Origin of the sequence: Pseudomonas sp. IT-P171 (assembly GCF_949767765.1) — a bacterium.
Classification (GTDB): domain Bacteria; phylum Pseudomonadota; class Gammaproteobacteria; order Pseudomonadales; family Pseudomonadaceae; genus Aquipseudomonas; species Aquipseudomonas fluorescens_B.
The window spans coordinates 170,096-193,345 of the sequence record NZ_CATKQN010000001.1 but is presented as its reverse complement, the minus strand read 5'-3'; the positions used below and the strand labels follow the sequence as shown (position 1 = coordinate 193,345).

At 50.5% G+C, this 23,250-nt stretch carries 17 protein-coding genes; 12 read left to right on the top strand and 5 right to left on the bottom strand.

Translation table 11 applies throughout. From position 1 onward, the window contains the following. The first annotated feature begins 1 nt into the window (after position 1). The 10 genes from ACM6I5_RS00895 (at position 2) to ACM6I5_RS00850 (ending at position 15,633) form a co-directional block, all read left to right on the top strand. Complete coding sequence (locus ACM6I5_RS00895) at positions 2 to 1,621, top strand: DUF2300 domain-containing protein (protein ID WP_414883020.1); 1,620 nt, start codon at positions 2 to 4, stop codon at positions 1,619 to 1,621. Positions 1,622 to 1,624: 3 nt separating this feature from the next. After that, positions 1,625 to 2,440, top strand: coding sequence for a YfaP family protein (locus ACM6I5_RS00890; protein ID WP_414883019.1), 816 nt, complete (start codon positions 1,625 to 1,627; stop codon positions 2,438 to 2,440). A gap of 659 nt (positions 2,441 to 3,099) precedes the next feature. Further along, the gene (locus ACM6I5_RS00885; protein ID WP_414883018.1) at positions 3,100 to 3,762 is read left to right on the top strand and encodes an inovirus Gp2 family protein; all 663 of its coding nucleotides are present in this window, start codon (positions 3,100 to 3,102) and stop codon (positions 3,760 to 3,762) included. An 86-nt stretch (positions 3,763 to 3,848) separates the two neighbouring features. Continuing rightward, the gene (locus ACM6I5_RS00880; RefSeq protein ID WP_414883017.1) at positions 3,849 to 4,298 is read left to right on the top strand and encodes a hypothetical protein; all 450 of its coding nucleotides are present in this window, start codon (positions 3,849 to 3,851) and stop codon (positions 4,296 to 4,298) included. A gap of 361 nt (positions 4,299 to 4,659) precedes the next feature. Next, entirely contained in the window at positions 4,660 to 7,335 is a 2,676-nt protein-coding gene (locus tag ACM6I5_RS00875) for an ATP-binding domain-containing protein (RefSeq protein ID WP_414883016.1), read from the top strand. Positions 7,336 to 7,613: 278 nt separating this feature from the next. After that, complete coding sequence (locus ACM6I5_RS00870; protein ID WP_414883015.1) at positions 7,614 to 9,287, top strand: DUF262 domain-containing protein; 1,674 nt, start codon at positions 7,614 to 7,616, stop codon at positions 9,285 to 9,287. Positions 9,288 to 9,490: 203 nt separating this feature from the next. Further along, entirely contained in the window at positions 9,491 to 9,709 is a 219-nt protein-coding gene (locus ACM6I5_RS00865) for a helix-turn-helix domain-containing protein (RefSeq protein WP_414883014.1), read from the top strand. Then, the gene (locus tag ACM6I5_RS00860) at positions 9,706 to 12,744 is read left to right on the top strand and encodes a type I restriction endonuclease subunit R (RefSeq protein ID WP_414883013.1); all 3,039 of its coding nucleotides are present in this window, start codon (positions 9,706 to 9,708) and stop codon (positions 12,742 to 12,744) included. The genes ACM6I5_RS00865 and ACM6I5_RS00860 overlap by 4 nt, the downstream gene beginning before the upstream one ends. Then, positions 12,738 to 14,375 (top strand): HsdM family class I SAM-dependent methyltransferase, encoded by a 1,638-nt coding sequence (locus ACM6I5_RS00855; protein WP_414883012.1) that lies wholly within the window; start codon positions 12,738 to 12,740, stop codon positions 14,373 to 14,375. The genes ACM6I5_RS00860 and ACM6I5_RS00855 overlap by 7 nt, the downstream gene beginning before the upstream one ends. Then, positions 14,368 to 15,633 (top strand): restriction endonuclease subunit S, encoded by a 1,266-nt coding sequence (locus ACM6I5_RS00850; protein ID WP_414883011.1) that lies wholly within the window; start codon positions 14,368 to 14,370, stop codon positions 15,631 to 15,633. Before ACM6I5_RS00855 ends, ACM6I5_RS00850 begins: the two co-directional genes overlap by 8 nt. A gap of 794 nt (positions 15,634 to 16,427) precedes the next feature. On the opposite strand, the gene ACM6I5_RS00845 is transcribed toward ACM6I5_RS00850, so the two are convergent. From ACM6I5_RS00845 to ACM6I5_RS00835, 3 genes are all read right to left on the bottom strand, one after another. Continuing rightward, complete coding sequence (locus ACM6I5_RS00845) at positions 16,428 to 16,925, bottom strand: JAB domain-containing protein (protein WP_414883010.1); 498 nt, start codon at positions 16,923 to 16,925, stop codon at positions 16,428 to 16,430. Between the two features lie 126 nt (positions 16,926 to 17,051). Next, positions 17,052 to 18,020: a DUF932 domain-containing protein gene (locus ACM6I5_RS00840; protein WP_414883009.1), complete on the bottom strand. Its 969-nt coding sequence runs from the start codon at positions 18,018 to 18,020 to the stop codon at positions 17,052 to 17,054. 138 nt (positions 18,021 to 18,158) lie between these two features. Then, positions 18,159 to 18,494 (bottom strand): hypothetical protein, encoded by a 336-nt coding sequence (locus ACM6I5_RS00835; protein ID WP_414883008.1) that lies wholly within the window; start codon positions 18,492 to 18,494, stop codon positions 18,159 to 18,161. A gap of 463 nt (positions 18,495 to 18,957) precedes the next feature. On the opposite strand from ACM6I5_RS00835, the gene ACM6I5_RS00830 reads away from it, so the two are divergent. Together ACM6I5_RS00830 and ACM6I5_RS00825 are read left to right on the top strand one after the other, a co-directional pair. After that, positions 18,958 to 19,254, top strand: coding sequence for a helix-turn-helix transcriptional regulator (locus tag ACM6I5_RS00830; RefSeq protein WP_414883007.1), 297 nt, complete (start codon positions 18,958 to 18,960; stop codon positions 19,252 to 19,254). Then, the gene (locus ACM6I5_RS00825; protein ID WP_414883006.1) at positions 19,251 to 20,684 is read left to right on the top strand and encodes a YfjI family protein; all 1,434 of its coding nucleotides are present in this window, start codon (positions 19,251 to 19,253) and stop codon (positions 20,682 to 20,684) included. The genes ACM6I5_RS00830 and ACM6I5_RS00825 overlap by 4 nt, the downstream gene beginning before the upstream one ends. Before the next feature lie 160 nt (positions 20,685 to 20,844). Here ACM6I5_RS00825 and ACM6I5_RS00820 read toward each other — a convergent pair whose 3' ends face one another. Continuing rightward, positions 20,845 to 21,585: a hypothetical protein gene (locus ACM6I5_RS00820; RefSeq protein WP_414883005.1), complete on the bottom strand. Its 741-nt coding sequence runs from the start codon at positions 21,583 to 21,585 to the stop codon at positions 20,845 to 20,847. A 102-nt stretch (positions 21,586 to 21,687) separates the two neighbouring features. Next, entirely contained in the window at positions 21,688 to 22,899 is a 1,212-nt protein-coding gene (locus tag ACM6I5_RS00815) for a tyrosine-type recombinase/integrase (RefSeq protein WP_414883004.1), read from the bottom strand. Positions 22,900 to 23,250: the final 351 nt, after the last annotated feature.

The following is a 23,250-nucleotide window of genomic DNA, read 5'->3' as shown; positions in this document are numbered from 1 at the left end:
CATGACCCGACGTTTGGTCTGGTGGCTGCTGTGTTTGATCCCTGCGCTGGCGGCAGCGCAGGACGAACCGTTGCGACTGGGCTTCAAGGGTGAATTGCTGGCGCTGAGCCCGACTCAGGTGATTTCTCGCGAGCCGTTGCCCGACGCTTTGCAGACGCCGTTGGGCAGTGTGTGGAAGTTGTTTGTCTACGGCTGGCTGGTGGACACCGGTGCTCGAGAGCCGGCGTATGAATGTCGCGGGCAGTCGAAAGAAGAAGTTTATTGTTGCACCGCGGGCGGCAAGATCGAACGTGATCAGGCGCTGGTGAAGTCCTGCGGTTTGTATTTTGAGCCTGCTCGGTTGGGTATTTCCGGCACAGGTTGGCGCACGTATTGGCAGGCACGGAAAGCGCCCGAGTGGCTGCTGGACTTGCCTTCGTTGCAGCCATCCACGCGGGTTTCGGTGGTGGAACTACTGCGAATGTTGGCCGTGATGCCCGCACAGGATCAGGCGCGGCGGGTGTTGCTTGATGTGGTGTTGAATGCCGCTGACGGCAATGTCGTCGGCGAACTCGGTAGCCGGTTGCGGGTGAAAACCTGGAGCTGGTTGGGTGATCACGATCCATCGTCGCGTCAGGGTGGGTTTGCCGGTTGGACCGTGGATGGCACGCCGATCTGGGCCGGTGGGCGCGGGACCAGTCAGATGGTTCTGCGCAATTACGGTCAGGCGTTGGCGTCGGTGTTGCCGGTTGATTGGCCGTTGGATGCGGGGCGCTGCGTTGAAGTCGGCTTGTTTTCTCGTTATCCGATTGGACGCGTTCTGGCGGGGGATAGGGTTGTGTCTTCCGGGCCTTTGCAGGGCGACTATCGCGTTGAATTCGCCAATGGCAATCAACTGGATATTCACAGCGACGGTGAGCTGTTTTTGGTGGGCGACAATCTGGTCGCCCGTCTGGATCGCGAAGAATACGTCGCCCGAGTGCTGCAACGGGAAGCCAAACCTGAACCCGCCGAAGCCGCCAAAGCCCTGGCCGTCGCCATTCGCACCTACCTGCTGCAAAACGCCACCCGCCACGGCGACTGCCTGAGCATCGACGACAGCAGCAGTCGCCAGCGGGTCGCACCACGCCCGGCCACCGCCGAATCACGCCACATCGCCGCGTGGACCAGCGACCTCGTCCTCGCCGGCAGCACCGTCACCTACCACTCCGACCAACCCGGCCCGGACAAACTCTCCTGGCAACAAGCCGTCGAGCAAGCCAACGCCGGCCAACGCTACGACGCCATCCTGCTGCACGCCTACCCGCGCGCCAGCCTCAGCCGCTGGGACAACCCCGTCGCCTCCTGCGACGTACTGCCCGCCGCGCAAGACTGGCTGCAAACCCAACGCCGCGGCTGGCGTGCGCGATTGGACAGCGAGGTCGGCTACAACGAAGTCAGCACGTTCGCCGTCTGTCGCCTCGCCTTCGGCCGCCCCTATGTCGACCGCGAGCGTCAGCGCATCTACGTGCGCGGCGTGCTGTCGCTGCAAGACCGCCTCGACCTGACCCACGAATACCTGCACCTGGCTTTTGAAGCTCATCCCAACGGCCAGGATGAAACCTACATTGAAGGGCTCGCCCGCCACCTCTTGCTGGAATAGGCCATGAAACTCCGTTCTCCACAGGTCTTCCTGTTCCTTTGTTCTGTTTGCATGTTGCCGACGGTTTCCGCGGCTGAAAGCGCCGCCAAACTCGACACCCCCGTCGGCGGCTGGCGCACCGGTGCAGTCGGGGGCGAAGGCGAAAACTTCCGCCAGACTGTCAACTACCCGGCTTCCTCGGTGAACACGCCGGCAGGACAGGCCAACACCGCACGCATCACCGGCCAGATCAAAGCCACACCCAAGTCCACTGAGCCCGGCCGATTGATCGTCAACGGCGTCAGCATGCCGCTGAAGATCGACTCCGCTGGCCGCTTCGATCGACCGTTCTCCTTCCCCAACGGCAGCAACAGCGTCGAAGTCCGCAGCCCCGATGGCCAGCAGCGCCACCGCACGCAATTTCTCAATACCAGTGGCGGCGCCACCCCGGCGAAATTGCGCGTGTTACTGGCCTGGGACAGCGACGGTACGGATCTGGACTTGCACCTCGTCACGCCCGATGGCGCGCACATCTGGTATGGCGACCGGGTTGTGGCGAATGGTGCGGCGCTGGATGTGGACGTGACGACGGGGTATGGCCCGGAAATTTTTGCCATGCCAGCGCCGATCAAGGGGCAGTATTTGGTGTATGTGAACTACTTTGGGGGCGGGTATCGCAGTGATGAGGAAGGGCAAGAGGATGCGGTTCAGCCGCTGACGACGGCGCAGGTTACGGTGATTACGGAGGAGGGAACGCCGGACGAGAAAATGGAGACGTTTCTGGTGCCGATGCGGGCGGTGGGGGAGTTGACGTTGGTTAAGGGGTTTAGTTATCCATAATTGGTCAGCAGGCCGCTGACCGATTCTGCATTACATGCATTGATGCTGCGTGCTTTCTTCCGGACATTAAAAAGCCGGCTTGTGGGCGGCGTTATTTTGAGATTTAGGCCATATTTTATTGGGTTCTATAGGTTGGTGTTTTTTTGTCCCCCCATTTGTCCCCCCATGGACGCTCTGCGTCGCCTAACTACTTTCAGCGGCACCGGTCTATCTTAGACGTTCGAAATCAGTAGCGCTTCTGCGACGACGTTAAGGTCGGTTGATTACTCAATTGGCTATGCGTTCGCCAAGCCATTCCGTCGGAGTTCGTGCTGACCGGAAGGTTCCAAGCAGTGGTTTATTTCCAGAGCATCTGAGTTACTGAAATAGCTACGTTCTTCCCGCTTTGTCTGGGACATTGCTTTCCAAGCCTCTCGTTGGCCTAGGGTGATAGATTTCGGTATTAGTATTATTTATAGAGCCTTGCGTAGCTATGTTCATAACAACAGCTTTGCATCGTCATAGCCCTCAACGGGGGCGGCATCAGGAACCCAGCCACACTCCACATTGCAACCAGTAACAGGATCAGCGCCATACGCTGAGCTCTCACTGGCAGATCAATGCCGTAAATAAATACATAGCCTGCTGAGTTTATGAATTCACTCAGCGGATCACCCACCATGGCACAGCAATCCAAGCGTCACGCCGGCAACAGCAATCTCCACCTGCATCACGAGAACACCTTTAGAGGTCTGCCCGTGATGAGGTTACGCGGCCCCCTCATTACTGAATACCTAGAGCGGCTTTATGAAACCACTCAGTTGGCGCTGAGTGATCACCGCAGAGTGTTCGCACTACGTTTCGACCTACGTTTTCCAGATGACTATCTGCCACCTGCATCAGGGAACGCTGTCATATCCAGGTTTGTCGACTCCTTGATCGCCAGGATTGAATCCGCACGGGAGCGCTCCAGGCGCCTGAATGGCACAGCACATCAGACACGGGTGCGATGGTGTTGGGTCAGGGAGATAGGTCAGGAGGGACGGCCGCACTACCACTTCGTATTGCTGCTCAACAAGGATGCGTACCACACCGTGGGACGCTTCCATTCCGGAAGGGAGAATCTATACAGCCGCCTTCAGTCTGCATGGGCGAGTGCACTGAGAATTTCTTTCGAAGACGCTGATGGACTGGTGCATGTCCCTGCCAATCCTCAGTACCACCTTTCTCATGATGATCATGTAGAGATGGAGGATTACTTCTATCGGGTCAGCTATCTCTGCAAGGCAGCTACCAAGGATTACGGCAGTCGATGCCGGGCGTTTGGTTGCAGCAGAGGCTGAGCCAATACAACGGGGCCTCGCGCTCAGGTATGTGCTGCTTGGCTCATCCCCCTACTCAGAGAATCCAGTATTCAGCACGCACTGACATGCTCCTTCCCTACATCAATCCACGACTTCCTTTGTCTAAATTACACGCTGCAATCGTCATTGGTCGACTGGTGCAAGCTGTCGCCCGCACGGACGGTCCGGCATACCGTGTCAGCTTAGATGTAGTGGGCGATGAGCAAATCAAGTTGACACCGCTCTCCAGTCTATTCCGCTGCGTGCCACAGATTAACGAGGCGTACGCGCAATGCTGCGACGATGAACATCAAGACGTGTTCTGGATGGCTTACCGGGAGATTGGGATTGAAGACAGCCCATTGGGGCTGATCTGCATGAACAGCACGGAGACTGGCTACTTAAGCACTGCTCAAGCGATGAATGCGCTGGTCGATAGAATCCGCATGCTGATCAGCTGTCAGGAAATGGATGAGGCCACAGAACAAGACGAGATGATCGCCGGTTCGACTCAGCGTCGGGCTATGTACAAATAGCCCACGGACTCGTCGCGAGCACGAGGTAACTGCACATTTGTGCCAGTTTGCAATAGCTAGCAATGTCGCAGGGGTGATCACCTTGTAGCCAGTTCAACCATCGTGTCTACTGTGCCACTGGCCGTGCCATCATGGCGCTAGCGCTACTTTGTTCAATATAAAGAGCCCAGGGAATTATGGCCGAGGCGATAAACATCGCGAAGATGGCGGAGAAGCTATCCGATGAGCTCCTTGGTGAATTCGCAGCTTGAGGGGCTGGATAATTATTCTCAGAGTTATGGCCAACACAAACCAGTTGTTTACCCTACCCAGAATGTAGTGTTGGAAGCTTTGGACAAACAGAACAGGGAGTGCTGCACTAATGAAACGGGATCAACATCTGGTAGAGCTGGCCCAAGAAACGTTGGCCACCTTCACGCATATTGTCGAACTGGCTCAGCAGAAACAGAGAGCGGTGCATGGTATCGATGCTGGCGCCTTTGCCAACGCCAACACATTTACTGATACAGGCGCGTCACGAACCCTTGCGACTATCAACCGCGAGAACCAGGACGGTTATGCCTCGCTGATCAGAGAGCCGGCTATCGCGAGATTGCTACTGGAAGATGAGCAGGGCGATCAACAGCTGCTTTACGTGACGCGTAAGTTCCAGGTATCTCTTCAAAACGATGCGCAGCTAGCCAGCTACCACTCCGCTAAGGGCCGGCTGGCTTCTTTGCCGGTGGGCGATGCGCTGGAGGTCAACGGCCATGAGTACACAGTAATAGAGTCCGCGTATTTCAAGCCTAAGCTGGATGAGTTGGGTTGGGATGCGCTGGATACTCGCTTCGATCATGAGGAATTGAGTGCCTGCACCATCGATTCGCTTCGGGCCTTGTTGCGTGCATTGGACGCTGAGGCGGCGGATGACTTTGATGCAATGCTGGAGGCTGGAGCTACAGAGCAGCATATCCATCAAGGGCTGATGCATCGCATCCGTCAATCCATGGCGCTGCGCGATCAGCCGATCCTCGACAAGTTTCAGGACGAGATTTTCCGTCTACCTCTCGACAGCCAATTGATGATCATGGGACCGCCGGGCACTGGTAAAACCACTACGCTGATCAAGCGGCTGAGCCAAAAGCTCGAAATTGAGTTTCTTGACGAACGAGAGAAACGTCTGGCAGTGGATGATGATGCCGGCAAGACTCACGTCCATAGCTGGGTGATGTTCACTCCTACAGAACTGCTGAAACACTACCTCAAGGAAGCGTTCAGTCGAGAGGATGTACCTGCATCGGATGAGCGAATTCTGACCTGGGAAAACCGTCGTCGCGCGCTGGCGCGTAATGTGCTGAATCTGCTGCAAACCGGGGATGGGCGTGGTGCTTTTGTGCTCAAGCAAGATCTTGAGGTGCTCAGCGATGGTGTGCTGATCTCACCCCAGATGTGGTACGAGCAGGTTTCAGCTTTCCATCGTCAGCGACTGTTCAGCCAACTACAGGCCGGTGCCGAGCAATTGAGCAAGCTGGGCGATACCACTGACGGTGCGGTGATACAGAAACTTGTTTCAATCATGGCGCAAGCCAGGCCTGAGGCGCTGGTACCGCTCTATACCGAGCTGGCACCCATAGAACTCGCCATCAGAAACACCCTTGATGGCTTAAAGCAGCAGACCGATCGCAGTGCAAAGGCGTTGATTAAAGCTGAGTACGATAAGGACAAGACGTTTTTCATCCTGTTGGTCGATTTTTTGACGGGGCTTGGCGCTGCTGATGAGCAGGATGAGGACGAAGTCTTTGATGCCGAAGAGGAGGATCTGCAGCCGTCCCCTCCTTCCACGGGTAAAGTCTCCAATCCGGAGGCGCTCAAGGAGTATCAAAAAGCAATTGTGGCCTTGGCGCGTTCACGCTTTCAGAAGAAGCGCCTATCCGCTACCGGGCGAGCGCACACCATTGTCGCTTGGCTGGGGGAGCGTTTGCCTGATGAGGAAACCTTACTGGATATAGGCCAGCGTGCGGCTCTGCAGAATGCCTTGCGGCGCTTCCTGAACGCCCACCGGCGTTATGTAACGGATGTAGCTGCAAGCTACAAAGCCTTTCGCAAGTTGTACCAGACCGACCAGACGTTGTACCGCATAGACGGTATCAATGTAAGGCATCTATCGAGCTTCGAGTTGGATGCGCTGGTGCTGCTCAGTCTGCGCAATGCCCGCGAGCTTCTGGGAAATCGCTCACTCACCCTCAGTCGCCAGGGCAATCTGCCGGAATATTTGGCCACTATTGCTTCCAACTTCTGCAATCAAGTGTTGGTGGATGAGGCCACCGATTTTTCCTCCTTGCAGCTGGCAGCCATGTACAGCCTAACTTCGCTCAATACTCATTCCTTCTTTGCATGCGGTGATTTCAATCAGCGCATCACCGGCATCGGTATCCGTAACAAAGAACAGTTGCAGTGGGCGGCCAACGGTTTGGATATTCGGCGTATCAACACCGTGTATCGCCAAAGTCGTTTGCTCAACGATCTGGCCGGTGAGTTGTTGAATCTAAGCGGCAGTGATCAGGAAGCCACAGCTGAGCTGCCCAATGCCATGGCGCACGAAGATGTTGCGCCGATCCTACTGGAGCATGCCGGTGATCTTGTGGTTGTAAGTGCCTGGTTGGCGGAGGCAGTTGTTGCAATCGAACGGCAGCTCAAGACATTGCCAACAATCGCGGTGCTGGTACACGACGATGAGCAGGTGACAGTGCTGGCCAAGTTGCTCAATCAGGATCTGGAGGATTATGGCATTAAGGTCGATGCCTGTCTGGGGGGGCAGGCCTTGGGCGGGGAGAACAATGTGCGGGTGTTTGCTGTTGAGCATATCAAGGGGTTGGAGTTTGAGGCTGTATTCTTCGTCGATGTTGATACTCTGGCGCAGCGTATGCCGGAGTTGTTCGAAAGGTTTCTGTATGTCGGCTTCACGCGTGCAGCCACTTACCTGGGCCTGACCTGCAGCGGGCAGTTGCCCGCGCCCCTTGATAGTCTCCGCGAGCGTTTCGCGCAAACCTGGACCTGATTTGTAAGGTACTACTGATATCCCGCAATAACGATAGGGTAAATACACAGCCCATTCTGGCGGCCAGAGTTCGTTGGGCTGGGCTGAGCGGGCGTTGGGGAAACTGCCATTCCTCCCCCCGCCGGAATTCGGCCGCACTAGGGCATGATGACCCTAAGTGTGAGCGACGGAACAATCCAGACATAGAGCTGCATAAAGCTGGAAATATTCGGTGCGTGGTTTCGATTTTTTAATCTGGTTCCTGCAGGCTGCGGGAAGTGACGAGTGAGTTATTCAGGATGAGCAAGAAAATCAGTGGCGCCGAGTACCAGCTTGCGAAGATCTTTAGTTCCGAGTTCGACTATGTGATTCCCCCGTATCAGCGACCTTATGCTTGGACACGAGACCAGGCGGGTGAACTGTTCGACGATCTATACGACTTCTTCGAGAAGGAGGCGGAGGACAGTTATTTCCTGGGTTCCATTGTATTGATCAAGGACGAGGGGAAGCCTCTGGCTGAGGTAATCGACGGCCAGCAGCGTTTGACCACTTTGACTATCCTGCTGGCAACGATTACATCGTTGCTGACCGGAGAAAATCACTCGGCTTTCTATAGCTTCATCCGCGAGCCTGGAAACGTGGCTCTGAAGCTGAATTCCAAGCCGCGCCTGGCGCTGCGTGAACGGGACCGGGTCTTCTTTACGCAATTTGTGCAAGGGCTCAATTTCGAGAATCTTGCGCGGATTGATCCGGCGCAACTGGAGAATGAGTCGCAGCGGAATATCCAGGGTAATGCACGGCTGCTGCTGGAGCGCCTTGCAGCGAAGTTCGCCAGCGACGAGACGAGCATCGTCGACTTCGGTTCTTTCTTGCTAATGCGTTGTTTTTTAGTTGTGGTGACCACGCCAAGCCAGCAGTCGGCGTTTCGGGTTTTTTCTGTGTTGAACAATCGCGGTCTCGATCTTCTGCCCACAGACATCATCAAGGCGGAAGTGATCGGCAAGTTGCCTGAGGACAAGCGCGAGGCCTTCAATGATCGCTGGGAGGATCTTGAGGTTGCTACTGGGCGTGATGGCTTCAGTGAGCTGTTCAGTCATATCCGCATGATCTACGCCCGCTTCAAAGCGAGGCGGATGCTGCTGGAAGAGTTCCGTGACCATGTGTTGAGCAAAGTGACATCATCCGAGGCGCTGGTTGAGCAGGTGGTTGCTCCATATGCCGAGGCTTACTTGGTGGCAAAGAATGCGCAATACGTGTCTTCCACAGATGCTGGGAAAATCAACGATTTGTTCACTTGGCTAAATAGGATCGACAACTCTGACTGGTTGCCGGTCGCGATTGCGTTTCTCGCCCGTTATGGTGGCGCTGCTGACGTAGTGCTGGACTTCCTCACTCGCTTGGAGCGTTTGGCGGCCTATCTGCATGTCACCGCCAAGAACGTAAACCAGCGGATTGAGCGCTATGCCCTGGTCCTGGAGGATCTCCAAAATAGTGTTCTAGTCGACCGTATCGAACTGACACCGGCAGAATGTGACGAGATGCTCAGGGCATTGAACGGCAACGTCTATGAAATGACCGCACGTCGGCGTAACTATCTGATTCTGCGTCTGGACTCCTACGTTTCCGATCAAGCGGCCAACTACATGCCCAATGTGCTGACTATAGAGCATGTCCTGCCGCAGACGGTGGACGCAGCCAGCGAGTGGGCGAAAAACTGGCCGGATGTCGATGAGCGCGCACTCTGGCTACATCGCTTGGCCAACCTGGTGCCGCTCAACCGAGCACGTAATTCCAAGGCACTGAACTATGACTTCGATAGGAAGAAGTCGGCGTATTTCGTGGGTACCAGTGGGGTTTGCTCATATGCGCTAACTAGTCAGGTGCTGCACACGGATGGCTGGACACCGACGGTAGTCGCTGCGCGGCAGGACGCGCTGCTGGATGTGCTGCAGCGCAGTTGGAGGCTAGCGTGAGTCGATACAAGACACACGATCAAGGACGCACGGAAACTCAAATCTAAATTAGCTCTCTGCTGGAGCCCCGCTGTTAAAGCTCAATGGATAGCTGCATCGATAAGTCCCATTATGTTACTCTGGCTAACAAAATGTCGCCCAAAGCCACATCGAATGATGCCCTCCCATTGTTAATTTGACTGCTAAATAAAGAGGCTGAAGCCATGATCCGCTGCCATCTCGCCCGTCTGATGGGTGAACATAAGATGCGTATAGCAGACGTCGCCAGAGAAACAGGGCTGAGCAGAGTCACTGTTACTCTGCTGTACAAAGAAACAGCGCAGAAAGTGGATTTGGACGCAATCGAAAAGCTTTGCATGCTGTTTGAGTGTGAGATAGGCGAATTGCTTGAGCACACCCAAAATAAACAGGGAGCGTTATGAAGTTCAACGAAGATACCCGAGTAAAACTTCCAACTATTCTCCACTTAATGAGATTGGGCTACCGCTATCTTTCGCTTAAGAACCAGTCTTGGGATCTGGATACCAACATATTCCCGGAGCTTTTTAATGCGGCCATTGCTAGGATAAATCCTGGTATTGAGCCCTATGACATAGGGCGGTTGCTTGAAGACGTCAAGCTGCTGCTAGACAACGAAGATTTGGGTCGTACCTTCTTTGAGAGAATTAGTGATCGCTCCAATACCAAGCTGATTGACTTCGAGAATTTCAGCAATAACAGCTTTCATGTAGTCACTGAGCTTACCTGTCAGAATGGCGATGAGGAATTTCGGCCCGACATCACATTGTTGGTTAACGGAATGCCACTGGTCTTCATTGAGGTAAAGAAACCCAATAACCGCGAGGGCATACTCGCAGAGCGTACCCGTACCAATAAACGCTTTCAGAACCCAAAATTCAAACGTTTCACCAATATCACCCAGTTCATGATTTTCTCCAATAACATGGAGTACAGCGACGGTGACCCTGAACCTATTCAAGGCGCCTTTTATGCTAGCAGTTCCTACTGCAAGCCAACGTTTAACTACTTTCGTGAAGAAGAAGTATTAAATCTTACGGCACTTCTTAATCCATTAACGGATGATGATGAGCTCAATGTGTTGAAAGACAACAACCTTGAAGTCATTCGCAGCAATCCAGAGTTCATCATCAATAAAGATCCCAATCGACCAACCAACCGTATCTGCACCTCATTAGTAAGCCAGGAGCGATTGGCTTTTATTCTGCGCTATGGACTTGCTTACGTGTCAGAATCTGATGGCTTGCAAAAGCACATCATGCGCTATCCCCAGCTCTTCGCGACCAAAGCAATTGAAAGCAAGCTAAACGCGGGTTTCAAAAAAGGCATTATTTGGCATACCCAGGGTAGTGGGAAAACCGCGCTCGCCTTCTACAACGTGCGTTTTCTGACAGATTATTTTCAGAAGCAGCAGGTTATCCCGAAGTTTTACTTCATTGTTGATCGCCTGGATTTGCTGCAGCAGGCTCAACGGGAATTTACAGCTCGTGGTCTGACCGTACACACCATTAACTCCCGAGAAGCCTTTACGCGCGACATCAAAGCAACCCAGGTAATCCATAATCACTCTGGCAAACCTGAAATTACCGTCGTCAATATTCAGAAATTTAAAGATGACCCGGACGTAGTTTCCACTAAGGACTACGACATTGCTATTCAACGCGTTTACTTTCTGGATGAAGTGCATCGAAGCTATAATCCGAAAGGTAGCTTTCTAGTCAACTTGACCCAGTCTGACACCTGTGCCATCAAGATTGGCCTGACAGGCACGCCGCTATTAGGTGAGGACTACAACTCCCGAGCGCTGTTCGGGCCGTACATCCACAAATACTATTACAACGCCTCTATCGCCGATGGCTACACACTGCGTCTTATTCGAGAAGAAATCGCTACTAACTACAAGATGGTATTGCAGCAGGCGCTAGAGGAAGCGGAGGTTAAAATAGGCGATGTGGATCGCAAGCTTATTTACGCCCATTCCAGCTTCGTCGAGCCCATGCTCGACTACATAATCACAGACTTTGAAAAAAGTCGTGGAGCTCTTAACGACGCAACCATTGGAGGGATGGTGATCTGCGACAGCTCAGACCAGGCCAAGCAGATGTATGACGTCTTCAAGCGTGTCTATGCTAAGACTGACAGCTATGGAGATAAAGTAAAGTTAGAAAATAAGGTAAAAAGTGCCGCTCTCATCCTGCATGACATAGGCACTAAAGATGAGCGCAAAGAATGGGTTGAGGATTTCAAAGCAGGAAAGATAGATTTTCTGTTCGTCTACAACATGCTGCTTACCGGCTTTGATGCCAAGCGTCTGAAGAAGCTCTACTTGGGGCGGGTGATTCGTAAGCATAACTTGCTGCAAGCTCTAACACGGGTTAATCGTACTTACAGAGACTTCCGTTATGGCTACGTAGTGGACTTCGCCGATATTCGTAAAGAGTTTGACGTTACTAACAGAGCCTACTTTGACGAACTGCAGTCAGAGCTGGGTGACGAAATGGAACACTACTCTAACCTGTTTAAATCTCAAGAGGAGATCAAACAGGAAATTGAATATATCAAAGACGTGCTTTTTCGGTTTGATATTGAGAACGCCGAAGTATTCACCAACCAGATCAACCAGATTCAGGACAGAGAAACCGTGCTGGCCCTGAAAAAAGCACTGGCGGATGCGAAAAGTCTATACAACCTGATCCGCTTGCAGGAGGAATACAGCTTCCTCAATGAGCTGGATTTCGTGAAATTGAGCATCCTCTACCGGGAAACCAGCAACCATCTGGACATGCTCAACCTGAAAGAGAGCATTGAGAAAGGCACAGATACCGCCAATTTACTGAATATGGCTTTAGAAGATGTCATCTTCAAGTTCGTCAAACTTGGCGAGGAAGAACTGGTACTAGCCGACAAATTAAAAAATACGCTGCGCCAAACCCGCGAAGCCTTGATCAGCAACTTTGACCAGCAAGATCCCAAATTCGTAAGCTTGAAGGAAGAGCTTGAGCGTCTGTTTAAGAAAAAAAATCTTAGCGAAGTCACTCAGGATGAAATGGTAGCCAATATTGATGCGCTCAATAAGATTCACGGACGTGTCAAAGAACTAAATCGCGAAAATGAACAATTAAGACAGAAATATGCGGGCGACAGAAAATACGCTCGTGTTCACAAGCGAGTTTTAGAGGCAAAAGCAGTAAGTCAATCTGAGCGAGAGTTGTTTGAAGCTTTGAAAGATGTGAAAAGTCAGACTGACAGTCTAATTTTAGATAACGAGCAAATCATTCGTAATGAGAGTTATTTTACACGCAAGGTAGGATCAAAAATATTTAGCGTGTTTGAAGATGAGCATAACTTTGAACTAACAGTCGCTGCGGGTGACTATCTGCAGCAGCTGGTAACGAAAGAATATACAAAAGAATTTAATACTGGAGCAGCAACGTGGTAGAAGTCGAGTTCCAACAAGACACCAAAGCACTTATTGATGATTTAAAAGCGATTTGCGCAGCAAACGGCCTGGGCAATAGCGCAAGTGAATTCGATATTATTACCCAGGCTTTTTTGTACAAATTTTTAAGTGATAAATTTGCTTATGAAGCCAAGAAGATCTATCCGATTTTTTCAGTCACGCAGGATTGGGAAAAAGAACTAAATAAGCTTTCAGATCAAGACTATAAAAAGCTACAGCGCCGCTTGGGTTCAAGCGATGCTGCGATTCTAAAACCGCAGCATTTAATTTCTTATCTGTATAACAAGCAAAACGAACCAGATTTTGCTAAGTTGTTTGATGATACTCTAATAGACATCGCTATACTCAACAATGATGTATTTGCAGTAATGACTGATACAGGGGAAAAAGTACAGCTTTTTAGCCGGATTAGTGAAAATGTGACTGTTTCAAAGCGTGATGTTTTTTGTCGTGCGATTATTAATAAGTTGGCAACATTCAGCTTTGAAAGAATTTTCAATAAGAAATTCGATTTTTACGCTACGATTTTTGAATATTTGATTAAGGACTATAATAGTAATTCAGGTGGTAAATATGCTGAGTATTACACGCCCCATGCGGTAGCGCGCATTATGGCGGAGATACTTGTACCGAAAGATCAACAAGGCAGTATTAAAAATGTCAGTTGTTACGACCCGTCTGCGGGTTCTGGCACTTTGCTGATGAATGTCGCTCACGCAATAGGTGAGACACGCTGTTCAATTTATACCCAAGACATATCGAAAAAATCCTCAAACTTGCTGCGGCTTAACTTGATTCTAAACAACCTTGTCCACTCAATTCCCAATGTAATTGAAGGCGACACTTTGCTTCATCCTCATCATAAAGATGGCAAAAGCTTAAAAAAGTTTGACTATATAGTGTCAAACCCGCCATTTAAATTGGATTTCAGCGATATCAGGAACTCGCTAGATACTAAGGAAAATAAAGAGCGCTTTTTTGCCGGCATACCAAAAATTAAAGCCAAAGCCAAGGACAAGATGGAGATCTATCAGTTGTTCTTGCAGCACATCATCAAATCGTTGAAGCCCGGCGGTAAAGCTGCAGTGGTAGTGCCGACGGGTTTTATCACTGCGCAATCCGGTATTGATAAGGGTATTCGCGAACATTTGGTCAAGCACAAGATGCTGGCAGGAGTGGTTTCCATGCCCTCCAATATTTTTGCCACCACCGGCACCAACGTGTCCATCCTGTTTATAGATGACAGTAACGAAGGCGATGTGATTCTGGTCGATGCCTCCAACCTTGGCCAAAAAGTCAAAGACGGTAAAAATCAGAAAACTCTGCTTGCACAGGAAGAGGAGCAACGCATAATTAGCGTGTTCAACGCCAAACAGGCAGAGGACGGTTTCTCGGTAGCGGTCAGCTACCAGGATATAGCAGCTAAAAATTACAGTCTAAGTGCCGGTCAGTATTTCGATGTGAAAATTGAATATGTGGATATTACTCCGGAGCGTTTTGCAGCCAAGATGAAAGGGTTTGCCGATAGCCTTGATCACCTATTCAATCAATCAAGAACATTGGAGGACGATATTAAAGATCAGCTTTCCAAGGTGGCCTTAAATGTATAATTACATGACCACTATTGGTGAAATTGCTGAGGTGTTTGATGGTCCTCATGCAACTCCTAAAAAAATTGAATCGGGACCGTATTTCCTTAGCATATCAAGCCTAGACAAAGGGCGATTGGTTTTGTCTAAGTCTGCTTTCGTGAGCGATGAAGATTTTAAGATTTGGACTAAGCGTGTAACCCCTGAAGAAGGGGATTTATTATTTTCTTATGAAACACGATTAGGTGAAGCTGCGCTAATGCCTTCAGGCATCAAAGCTTGCCTAGGCCGGCGCATGGGTCTATTGCGACCAAAGCGGGGGAAAGTGTTACCTGAATATCTTTTATATGCTTATCTATCCCCGGCATTTCAGCAAACTATCGTAGGGAATACGATACGCGGTGCTACAGTTGACAGAATAGCATTAAATGAACTCCCAAGCTTTGAACTCCGTATACCACCATTAGCGGAACAGAAAGTTGTTGCGTCCGTTTTAAAAAACATCGATAAAAAAATAGAGCTTAATGTAGCAATTACCGCCGAGTTGGAAGCGATGGCGAAAACTCTGTATGACTATTGGTTTGTGCAGTTTGACTTCCCCGACGTTAACGGAAAGCCCTACAAAATTTCCGGCGGTAAAATGCTCTACAATCAAACTTTGAAACGTGATGTTCCAGAGGGGTGGGGAGACTGCGAGCTTGGAGATTTTATTTCCTTTAAGCGTGGGATCTCTTATAAGAGCTCTGATATCCAAGAGAAAGGAACGCCATTCATTAACTTGAATTCCTTTTCTCTGAGCGGGCAGTTCAAACCTGAAGGGACAAAGTACTTTAACGGAAAGTCTAAAGCTGATGCTCGGCTTAGGGCAGGCGATCTAGTTGTTGCAATTACCGATGTGACAAGAAATGCGGATATCACAGGGAAGGCGTTCGTAATTCCTGATGTTTTCGAAGAAAGCCCTTTGATCTCTTGTGATGTCGCCTCTGTTTCTTCATCCGTTTTCTGTGCGGCATATTTAGAGCAGTTGTTTAACTCGAAAAGCTATCATAAATATATAAAAAGCTATGCATCAGGAACGCTCGTTCTTCATTTGGACTTGAATGGAGTTAAGTGGTTTAAAACAACCCTCCCTCCCCAAAAATTACTAGAAGATTACGATTCTCACTGTAAGTCACTTTTTAAACAGAGGGATATTGTGCTGAAAGAAAATATGCAGCTCGAAGCCCTGCGTGATTGGCTACTCCCAATGCTCATGAGCGGCCAGGTGAAAGTAAAGTGATTAGATCTGGCACTGGAGATCGCTAAACTTAACGGTATAGAATCTTCAACGTGGCTGAACGATATGCGGGAGGAGTTGCCAACTTGGCCGAACAGCTGGATTCTCGAGTTACTTTCGATGAGATCAACCTCTGAGTAAAGGTGGCTGGGTCTGACGCTTAAGGGCCGCAAGGTTGCCAATGGATTTTCGAAAAACTACAGGCATGGGGTAGAGGTAGACTTTTTCGATTTGGCGCTGGGACGCATAATGAGGTGCTGGCTCCAGAAAGAGATCAGGACCACAGCAGCAGACTTTAGCATGCTGCTTTGAATATGAGGTGATGGGTCGCCAACTCAAGTTTGAGCGGATGAAGCAGCTGTCGTCCAAGGGCATCCAGGATATCGCCGGCGCTGTAGTCTGTAATTCCAAGCTGCTGAGTCAGAGTGATATTTAAGAGACAATAGTGCCAAGCGGCGAAAGACAGAATAAATCACGGCAGACAGAGCTCTTCAACAGCTTCTGTCTGCTTTATGCCGCCTACCCGGTTCTGTGAAGGCGCTTGAACACCAAGTGAAAGAGCAGACAGGCAAGGCCTACTGAAATCAAGATCAGTGGAAACCGTAGCATTAGGATCACCGCCAGCACTATTGCGGAGGTGCTTGCCAGTACACCGATGAAGATAAGAAGTGCGAGCAAGAAGCGTATTAACGCCATGGAATTCTCCTTGAGTTGAGGCGATATTGGTTCATGCCCGAGATGTGGCGGTTGCCACTTGTTGGTTCTGCTTGGCCAGCGAATGTAAAGGCCGCGCGCCCCTACAGATATCCCCTTTCTGCGAGCGATACGCAGCCTTCATAGCCCACTAGGACATGATCCAATATCTGGGTGCCAATCATGTTGAGGGCATGTTTGAGGGTTGTAGTCATTGCGTGATTGGCCTGGCTTAACTCTGGGGCACTGGAAGGATGGTTATGCACCAGAATGACCGCCGCAGCGTTGTGCTCCAAAGCTATCTTGACCACCTCTCGAGGGGACACGCAGGCAACTTCCAATGCGCCCTTGAACAGCTCCTTGAATCCAATAACCCGGTGCTCGGTATCGAGAAGCAACAAAGCAAAGACTTCGTATTCATGGAATTGCAGCAGCGTTTGTAGATGACTAAATACGAGTCTGCGTTCAGTCAGAGCCCGCCCTTTAGACAGACGATACATCGCGAGTTGTTGAGCCATCTGCAGAATGTCGGCTTCGGTGACTGGTGACTCCATGACATAGGTGTGGGGCGATTCACCGAATTTGAGCTTGGGATATTTCATACTGGTATTCCTATCACGAACGCCTTAAAACCCTGACGGGTGAGTGCGCAGTTACTGGGAGTTGGGTCTCGGGGTTGAATGATTCCGAGCGCCCTTTAAGGTGATAGCGCTCGGTATTGCTTTGGCTCACGCAACGAGTTGTAAAGCTGCATCGAGTGCTTTCTGTTTAATCACTGCGCCTTGTCCAAACCATGCCGAGTCCATTCGATACTCAGAGCTCCTGGCGCGCTTTTCATGATCCACGTATTCAGTCACAGCGTTCAGCAAGCCCCATGCTGTTCCGCGAGCGGACTCTATTTCAGAGCCTCGGCCTTTACCTTCATACAGGCTCTGTACCTTCTCCATAGCTCGTTTGTTGGGCAGTACATTGGGAATGGGCTCATGCGCGCTGGTGTTGCACAGCACCTCCATGAAGAAGCTCATTGCCTCTGTCCACTGAACCTTGCGTTCCGCGAGGGCGCGTATTCGATACATGAATTCATCCCACTGCGAGACGGCAATGCCTAGTTGTTTTTTTACTGCCTGCGAATCAAAGCGCGTGTTGTGTGGAACCTTGATTGCACGGGTGGCTCCGCTTAGGGATATGGTCAGTGTGTTATTGCAGACGACGCGAACGGTGGTGGGAGTTGCCGTGGTGGCTAGTGTGCCGTCACAGGACGTTGCCAGGAGCAAGTAACCATTTACCACGTCATTACCTTTAATTGCAGTCGACTGTCCGGTCCTCGCCAGTGCCCAGAGTTTTCGACCTCCCTTCAGGACTCCGGCGGTTTCCAGTTCATAGCCAGAGCACTCCGTAAGATCACGGTAAAATTCTAGGACCTCACGGGGCTGGACCACCTGGTAGCGTTGCGAGACGACGGACAGGGCTTCCTTGCTGTCCGAACGGTAGAGAACTTTCTGTTCGGGGAACGAATGGATGGTGCCGAGATGGCCGACAGCATCCGCCATGAACCGTACCGGTGATTCCTGGATCTGCCAGTTCATGCCGGCTTCTTGTTGCCAGACTTCCAGCGGTTGATTGGGCGAGAGTTGATTGCCTAGGCCATGCCAAGGCGTAGCGCCAACGTAAGCCAGTCGTTCGATGAGGTGTGCCATGGGGAGCTTCCTTTTCATAGGCGCACGGCGAAGCCCCTGAAGGCTCAGGAGGAATCAATCGGCGTGCTGGGGTGTTGATAGAGAGGGGGGATGGATCAGATGGAGAGCAGCAGTGGCGTCAAGCGGGAGACGAGCAGTTCAAGCGGAATGACGGCAGCTAAACGACAGTCCGCAGTCGAGACAAACGTAATTGTCCAAAACTCGCTCGTCGATGACTTCGCCGAGTTTGGCACCCGCGATACAACCGGTCGCGGCGCCGGCTAAGCCGCCGAGGATGGCTCCGGCCATACCGCCAGCAATGACACCAGCGGGGCCAGCCGCGACGCCGATAACTGCGCCCACCTGGGCACCAGCCCTGACGCCTGTGACACCTTGGGCGGCCCCCCCGACAGTACCGATAATGGCACCGATTTTCCTTGCGATATCTTTTGTTATTACGGAAGCAGATTGGCAGCTAGGACACTGGTCGGTCATGAGCAATTTCCTTTATAGACAATTTCGGGATGAGGCCTTTGCGCGGAATCGAGCCCACCAACCAAGCGGCCTAGGCCACCTGCTTAAAGAGTTCAAATTCGTGCCTGGGGCTCAATGGTCAATGCGGATTGGTTCAGGTTCGTGATGTATGACTGAGATTATTTTGGGTGCATTTGATTGGTACCGAATGTCTTCGCGAAATGAGCGCTGAAGATGGCGTCACAGCTGCATCGCAGGCATCAGCTCCCCCTGCTATTTCCGCTACGAATAGCGGAAATAGCAGGGCAGGAGGTGAGTGCCAAGTAAATAAATGAAATTTTCTAAGATTTTGTGATCCATGTTTTTGGTTTTATTTCAAGGGGGGCGCTTGCGGTAAAAAAGTAACGTAAGCGGATGCGGTTAAATAAAAAAATCATCTGGGTAGCATTGCGTCATCTCGAATTTGTAGAAGGAGGGTGGTGCGATGCGTGCAGTTGACGATGAAAAAACTCGTATTTTTTTGGATCAGGATGGGGAAGCTAAGGCATTCGTTCGCGTCTTGCGTTTGAAGAAGCTGCAAGAGCGCCTCGGGGTGGGGCGGTCGACGGTCTACGACTGGATGAATCCCTGTTCGCCACGATACAACCCCGCGTTTCCACGCCCGATAAAGCTGTCGGTAGGCCCAAGGGGGGCTATTGGTTGGATCGAGTCGGATATCAGCCTTTGGATTGACTCAAGGGTAGTAGCTGGTGCTGCGGTTTTACGAGCGAGCCAGAAATGAGCACTGACCGTTATCGGGAGCGAGTGTTACCGAAAATTGGAGGCCCTTTCCCGTCATTTGGATGCCTCCCCATCTTGAAGGCGGCTGTGGATGAGGCTGAAAACAACATCCAAGCTCCGCGATCGCTAATTTTCTTCGGAGCTTTGGCCGCGATTGCCGTCGGTGTTCAAGGGCTATGTGATGTCCGTAAACCAATTGGGCAATGTGTTCCGCTATCGCTAATGCTGTTGTCTATCGCGGATTCGGGGGAGCGAAAGTCAACAGCAGAAAACCTTTTTTTTGAACCGATTCGTCAGTTTCAAAAAATGAAAGGAACTGCGTATCAAATTAACCTAAAGGAGTGGGAATCGAAGTTGAAAATATGGGATACAAAAAATAAAGTAATACTTAAGCAAATTGCAAAGCTCACTCGTGATGGGGAATGTTCGGAAGAAGCTGAGCGCCGTTCGATCGAGCACGGGTTTGATCGACCAATGAAACCTAAGCAGTTTAAGATGCTATACGAAGACTCTACCTCTGAAGCTCTATTCCTAGGGCTCTATCAAAACTTGCCATCGGCTGGATTGGTGTCGAGTGAAGGGGGTGGAGTGCTTAATGGCAGGGCACTAACTGACTTGTCTAAGCATAATGCTATTTGGAGTGGAGATACCATAACTGTTGATCGTAAAACAGCTGCAAGTTACGAAGTTGTTGGGGCGCGACTGACTGTGTCGATAATGTCGCAGAGAAGTGCATTCAACGAATATATCAAGAGCGCTGGAGAAAAGTCTCGTGGCTCAGGTCTCTGGGCTAGATTTTTAGTTTGTTGTCCAAAATCGACGCAAGGTACTAGGTTTCTTAAAAATGAAACTGTTTCTTGGGAGTATCGCGATAGGTTTTCTGTACGACTGGCCGAGATTCTTGAACTGAACTCTGCTTTGTTGGAAGCGCCTGATCAAAAGCGAATAACTATTGGTTTCTCGCCGGAAGCTAGTGAAATGTGGCTAGAAACTTACAATGCTATTGAATCTAAAATTAAAACGGAGGGGCGATTTCATCAAATGGGTGATCACGCCTCAAAACTGGCGGATAATATTGCTAGAGTTGCTGCCCTCTTGCATTATTTTGAAGGCTTTGAGGGGGATATATCATGGAGTACGCTGAAGTTTGCAGTCGATTTTTGCCTTTGGTGTTCTGATGAATTTCATTATTTGTTTTTGCCCAAGACACAGGAAGAGTCAGATGCGGTAGAGCTAAACAAGTGGTTGTTGTATTTTTGGGATAAAGGGGACGACTGGGTAGCTAAGAATTACATACGTCAGTATGGCCCCAACAAAATGAGAGAGAAAAATCGCTTGAACAAAGCTTTGGAAGAGCTGTATAGCCAAGGGAAAATTAGTTTTTTCACTAGAAGGGGGGTTCAGTTTGTTGAGCTGAATACAAAGTGGTAAGTTTGGATTTGAAGTTGGCGCTGCAATTATACTTGGATCTAACCGCAGATAAATTGCAGCGAATTGAGGTTTTAGGCTTCTAGGGGTTAGGGGGGCTGTATGTCATGCTCGCTGTAAGTTGGGTTTGTAACTGCTGAATATTTTTTCTCGGTGCTAATTTTTAAATGTTGTTGGATGAATTCTGATTTCCTAAAACGGTTGGAGTTTTGGCTTGGCTAGTTTTGGAGTTAAATGCCGTTTTGACGTCTCTATCATTTTCAATCATGTTTCGTACCTTTGCGATTAAATCGCTCGGATCCTCGAGTTGATTGTCCTTGCGCGGAGGGGATGATTTTATTAAGTAGTCAATTATTTGGTCCGTAGCCATGCTTGAGCTGCTCCAACCCTTTTTCGGTCTAAAGGCATGCAGAGCTTCAATGACGGATTCTTTGAAGTCGCTTATTTTTTTTGCGTTTGCTTTGCCACCTTTGCTAGCCCTGTTAGTTTTGGGGTTTGCTAAAATTTCATAGATGGAATTGCAGGCTCCAATGTACTTACATGCTTCCGAAATTGCATTCCAAGCCATCATGAGGCTATTGTTTTTTTCAAGTTGAATCGCTGTGTAGGTATAAATATGGGCCAGCAGAAGAGTTCTTGTTAGCTTTGTTTTTGGGTCTTTGTCTTTGAAATTTATATGGAAGTATTGATCGTTTATGTATGTTTTATTTATTTCTCCGCAGTCTATGCCGTTAGCGATGTCTTGAAGTTGTGTGTTTGTATTGCCTTCTCCGAAACGTTCATTTAGATGGTCAAGTTGCCTTAGAATATTATCGATTTTCCCATCGATTTTTATATCGTTTAGGAGGTCGGTAAACTTTTCCATATTTGTGGATTGCTCTTCAGAGATGGTGTCTTTTGGCATTTTTTTCTCTAGGTTTTAGGCGGTTTTGGGTTGTGGGTTTTATATCTGGCTTGACGCTTCCGTTACTTACAGTTTGCTACCTATATCTATAGATCCGCGTATTTATTCTAATCCCAAAGGTGCATGGCGTATAAACTTCGCCCAGTCAATCATCAGGGCCCGGCGCTTGTCGAGGAAGTCGGAGCGAGAGTACGCCCCTTCAGTTTGATCACGCTCGTCATGTGCTAATGCCATTTCGCACACCTCGCGTGGGTAGTGCGTGCATTCACCAGCCCAATCACGAAATGAAGAGCGAAAGCCGTGTCGCGTTATGTGTTCGTATTCCATTCCATGTAGGAGCGTTCGTATGGCGTTTGCGTGCATGACCCCTGTCTTACCCTGACCGGGGAATAGGAAGGGGCTTCCTTCATCTCTCGGAATACTCTGCACCAGCTTTACGACCTCTTTGGCAAGCGGGATTACAAAAGCCACACGCATTTTCATCCGCTCATCTGGCAGCGACCAAGTACCGGCTTCCAAATCAAACTCATCCCAACGTGCAAACCTCACCATGTGCGCGCGTGCGCTGGTCATGATTAACAGTTGAGCGGCCAAGGACGCCGGTGTGGTATTTGCGCCGAGTTTAGCCATCAGCTTGGGTACGTCTTGCCAGCGTAGCGCTTCGAAGTGTTCGCGCTTCCGAGCCTTCTTCTTTTCAGCACGGCTCAACAGATTGTCTAAGTGCCCGCGCCAGCGAGCAGGGTTCTCACCCTGTCGTAGATTCCGTGCCTTGGCGGCATCCAGGACTTGTTCGATCTGTCCGCGTACCTCGTCGGCGGTGCGCGTTTTGGTGGCCCAGATAGGCTGCAACACCTTGAGTACTTCGGGAGTTCCGATGTCTTCGGCTGCCAGCTTGCCTATGTGATCAAACGCATACAGCTCTAACTTTCGCAGCCAGCCTTTACGCCATTTCTCCGACCATGCCGCGCCGTGAGCATCACGGTATTCCGTTGCGAGTGTCTCGAACTTCAGTTGCTTGGCTTCGCTTGCACGCTGGGCTTCCCGTTGAGCAGCGCGCTCTATATCCCTGGCTGCCAGGGGATCAATGCCGTCGCTCAGTTGGCTACGTTTAGCACTGGCATCTTGTCTGGCTTTCTTGAGACTCACCTCAGGGAATGAGCCCAGACCCATTTCTCTACGACGACCTGCCAGTTGGAAGCGAAGTAGCCAAGATTTACGCCCGGTAGGTTTGACGACCAAGCGAAGCCCATCACCATCTTCATAGGTGCCGGGTTCGGTCAGGTTTTCGACTTGTTTCGGATTCAGCTTACCCATTGGATTTCCCCTGTCGTCCGTTTTGTCCCCCCACCTGTCCCCCCACTTCATCGTCGGATGAGGTCAAATGGCGTTGAACACCATCGGACAGGGGAATGCCTGAAACCCCCGGAATAGCTAAGCTATCAGGAAGATTCTTGGATGGGATAGGATTATTTCGGACAATTAAAAAGCCGGCTTGTGGCCGGCTTCTCGGGGACTGGCTTGGTTCATTTTTGGTAAACCGCGCCAGCCTTCAAAACGTACACCCGGATCTTGCGTCCGGCTGTGGGACTCGGCGAGAAAATCATCTGCCTTGTCGGTGCGATCGGAGCCGCGGTGCGGGTCGATGCGCAAATGTGGGGCGCAGCA